Genomic DNA, 4,012 nt, shown 5'->3' with positions numbered 1-4,012 from the left:
GCCCCCCGCGCCCGCCGCGCCCACGCCCGAGCCGATCGCCAAGACCCAGGCCGCCGCGCCGGTCGCGCCGCCCGTCGTCGGCGGCACCCGCGCCGCGCAGGGCGAATTCCCCTTCATGGTCCGGCTCTCGATGGGCTGTGGTGGCGCGCTGTACTCGCCCACCGTCGTCCTGACCGCCGCCCACTGCGTGAGCGGATCCGGCAACAACACCAGCATCACCGCCACCGCCGGTGTCGTCGACCTCAACAGCACCAGCGCCATCAAGGTCCGGTCCACCAAGGTGTACCAGGCCCCCGGCTACAACGGTTACGGCAAGGACTGGGCGCTGATCAAGCTCGCGCAGCCCATCAACCTGCCGACGCTGAAGATCGCCACCACCACGCAGTACAACACCGGCACCTTCACCGTCGCCGGCTGGGGCGCGGCCACCGAGGGCGGCGCCCAGCAGCGCTACCTCCTCAAGGCGAACGTCCCGTTCGTCTCCGACGCGAGCTGCAACGCCTCGTACGGCGGCGACATCATAGCCAACGAGGAGATCTGCGCCGGCTACGCGCAGGGCGGCACGGACACCTGCCAGGGCGACTCGGGCGGCCCGATGTTCCGCCGGGACAGCGCCAACGCCTGGGTCCAGGTCGGCATCGTGAGCTGGGGCAACGGCTGCGCCCGGCCCAACTACCCCGGTGTCTACACCGAGGTCTCGACCTTCGCCTCCGCCATCGCCTCGGCCGCGTCGACTCTCTGATCTCCGACGATCTTCGACGGGAACCGGCAGGGCACTGAGGCAGAGCTCTGAGGAGGGCGGGTACGGGATGCGAGAGCGTCCCGTACCCGCCCTTGCGAAGCAGCGGGATCCCGCATCCTGATCACCGACCGGCCCGTACGGACCGGCCCGTCTAAGCTGCCGGACCATGACCACGAGCGACTCCGGCACCGACGGGCCCGGCACCGAAGACTCCGGCACCGACGACTCCGTACGTGCCGAACTGAACCGCCTGCGCGAGAGCATCGACAACATTGACGCCGCCGTCGTCCATATGCTCGCCGAGCGCTTCAAATGCACCCAGCAGGTCGGCCTCCTCAAGGCCGCGCACCATCTCCCGCCGGCCGACCCGGCCCGTGAGGCCCGCCAGATCACCCGGCTCCGCCAGCTCGCGGAGAGCGCCCGGCTGGACCCGGCCTTCGCCGAGAAGCTCCTCACCTTCATCATTGCCGAGGTGATCCGCCACCACGAGACGATCGCGGGCGAGACACGGGACAGCGGCGCCGAGGCCACCGAGCACGCGTAGCTCACGCGTAGCCCGGGCACAGCTCACGCGCAACTCCGGTCGCGCGTGGCTCACGCGGAGCTCCGGAGCACCAGTCACCAAGGGGGCGCGCGGCGCGTGCGCTGAGAGCGGAAAGATCCCTACTGTGCGGCCCGCGCGCCATCGGGCAGCATGTCCCCCATGTCCGTACTGACGCGCGACGAAGCGCAGATCCGAGCCCAGCTCCTCGATGTCCACCGGTACACGATCGCCCTCGATCTGACCACCGGCGAGGACACCTTCGACTCCCGTACCGTCATCCAGTTCACCACACGGGCCGCCGGAGACACCTTCGTCGAACTCAAGCCCGCCGCGCTGCGCTCCGTCTCCCTCGACGGACGGACACTCGACCCGGCCGGTCTCGGCGGCAACCGGCTCGCGCTCACCGGACTCGACGCCGGAGACCACGAGCTGCGTATCGAGGCCGACATGCGGTACTCCCGTACCGGTGAGGGCATGCACCGCTTCACCGACCCCACCGACGGCGAGACCTACGTCTACACCCAGCTCTTCATGGAGGACGTCCAGCGCGTCTTCGCCGCCTTCGACCAGCCCGACCTGAAGGCCGTCTTCGAGCTGAGCGTCACCGCGCCCGACGGCTGGACCGTCCTCGGCAACGGAATCGCCCGGCCGACCGACGGGCCCGCCGACGGGCCTCAGCAGGCCGGTGGATCCGGGAAGAGCCGCGGGCGGCACTGGACCATCGCGCCGACGCCTCTTATCTCCACCTACCTCGTCGCCGTCGCCGCCGGCCCCTGGCACTCCGTACGCACCGAACACGCCGGACTGCCCTTCGGCATCCACTGCCGGCGCTCCCTCGCGCCGTATCTCGACGCCGACGCCGACGAGATCCTCGGCATCACCCGCGCCTGCTACGACCGCTACCACGAGAAGTTCCAGGAGCCGTATCCCTTCGACTCCTACGACCAGGCCTTCGTCCCCGAGTTCAACGCGGGCGCCATGGAGAACCCGGGCCTTGTCACCTTCCGCGACGAATTCGTCTACCGCTCCGCCGTCACCGACACCGAGCGGCAGACCCGCGCCATGGTCATCTCCCACGAGATGGCCCATATGTGGTTCGGCGACCTCGTCACCCTCACCTGGTGGGACGACATCTGGCTCAACGAGTCCTTCGCCGAGTACATGGGCTACCAGACGCTCACCGAAGCCACCCGCTTCACCGACACCTGGGTCGACTTCGGCATCGGACGGAAGGCCTGGGGATACGACGCCGACCAGCGGCCCTCCACCCATCCCGTCGCGCCCGACCCGGCCGCCGTCCCCGACACCGCCTCCGCGATGCTCAACTTCGACGGCATCTCCTACGCCAAGGGAGCCTCCGCGCTGCGCCAGCTCGTCGCCTGGCTCGGCGAGAAGGACTTCCTCGCCGGCATCAACATCCACTTCGCCCGGCACAAGTTCGCCAACGCCACCCTCGCCGACTTCATCGACTCGCTCGCCCAGGCCACCGACCGCGACGTACACGCCTGGGCCGCCCAATGGCTGCGCACCACCGGCGTCGACACCCTCACGCCCGTCGTCGGCGGCACCGAGACCGGCTGGACCCTCGATGTCGTACGCGACGGCAGCCGCCCGCACCGCATCACCGTCGGCACCTACGACCTCGATGTCGCCGACCAGGACCGGCTCGTCGTACGCGACCTCATCGAACTCGACCTGCCGCTGACCGAGGCGCCCACCGACCGTCCCGGCCGCCGCCCGGCCCTCGTCGTCCTCAACGACGGCGACCTCACCTACGCCAAGGTCCGCCTCGACACCGCGTCCTGGGACACCGCGCTGCGCGCCCTCTCCGGCATCCCCGACCCGCTCACCCGCGCCGTCATCTGGAACGCCGCCCGCGACATGGTCCGCGACGGCGAACTCGCGCCCGCCGCCTACCTCGACGCCGCCCGCGCCCACCTGCCGTACGAGACCGACCTGGCCCTCGTCGAAGGCGTCCTCGCCTTCGCCGCCGACCAGATCACCGACCGCTACCTCGGCGCCGACGACCGGCCCGCCGCACTCGCCACCCTCACCGCGCTCTGCCGCGACCTCATCCGCCGCACCGAGGACGGCAACCACCCGGGGCTGCGCCTCATCGCCGTACGCCACCGCATCGACGCCGCCACCCAGCCCGACACCATCCAGGACTGGCTCGGCTCCGACAGCGTCCCCGGCGGACCCGAACTCGACCCGGAACTGCGCTGGCGCATCCTCACCCGGCTCGCCGTCCTCGGCGCCGTCGACACCGCCGCCATCGACGCCGAACTCGCCCGCGACCCCAGCGCCACCGGCCAGGAAGGCGCCGCGCGCTGCCGCGCCGCACTGCCCGACCCTGCCGCCAAAGCCGACGCCTGGAGGCGGCTCTTCGGCTCCGACGACCTCTCCAACTACCTCTTCACCGCCACCGCCAAGGGCTTCTGGCAGCCCGAACAGGCCGAACTCGTCCAGGAGTACGTGCCCCGCTACTACGCCGAAGCCGTCGCCCTCGCCGCCCGCCGCGGCCCCGCCATCGCCGAAGCCGCCGGCCGCTACGCCTTCCCCGTCCACGCCGTCGACGAGGAATCACTGCGCCTCGCCCAGGACTGCCTGGACGGCACGGACATGATCCCGGCCCTCCGCCGCAAACTCGCCGACCAACTGGACGACCTCCGCCGCGCCCTGAAGGTCCGCAGCGGCGTCTGACCGCGTGCGGCGGGCCGGGCCAA

The 4,012-nt window shown here is 71.0% G+C and carries 3 protein-coding genes; all 3 read left to right on the top strand.

Features of this window, described 5'->3' with window-relative positions; translation table 11 throughout:
- Positions 1–742: S1 family peptidase (locus tag GA0115259_RS31640; RefSeq protein ID WP_107469314.1), on the top strand; the 742-nt coding region annotated here is incomplete at its 5' end.
- Between the two features lie 166 nt (positions 743–908).
- Positions 909–1,286, top strand: coding sequence for a chorismate mutase (locus GA0115259_RS31635; protein ID WP_093603340.1), 378 nt, complete (start codon positions 909–911; stop codon positions 1,284–1,286).
- Between the two features lie 159 nt (positions 1,287–1,445).
- Entirely contained in the window at positions 1,446–3,989 is a 2,544-nt protein-coding gene (pepN, locus tag GA0115259_RS31630) for an aminopeptidase N (protein WP_093603338.1), read from the top strand.
- Positions 3,990–4,012 lie beyond the last annotated feature (23 nt).

The sequence above is a fragment of the Streptomyces sp. MnatMP-M17 genome (genome assembly GCF_900091995.1).
In the GTDB taxonomy this organism is placed as follows: Bacteria; Actinomycetota; Actinomycetes; order Streptomycetales; family Streptomycetaceae; genus Streptomyces.
The sequence above is the reverse complement of the archived record's forward strand: the minus strand, read 5'-3'. Positions and strand labels throughout refer to the sequence as shown.

Excerpts from the sequence above, each read along its gene's own strand:
- GA0115259_RS31635 (WP_093603340.1), top strand. The coding sequence starts at position 909 with ATGACCACGAGCGACTCCGGCACCGACGGGCCCGGCACCGAAGACTCC.
- pepN (WP_093603338.1), top strand. The coding sequence starts at position 1,446 with ATGTCCGTACTGACGCGCGACGAAGCGCAGATCCGAGCCCAGCTCCTC.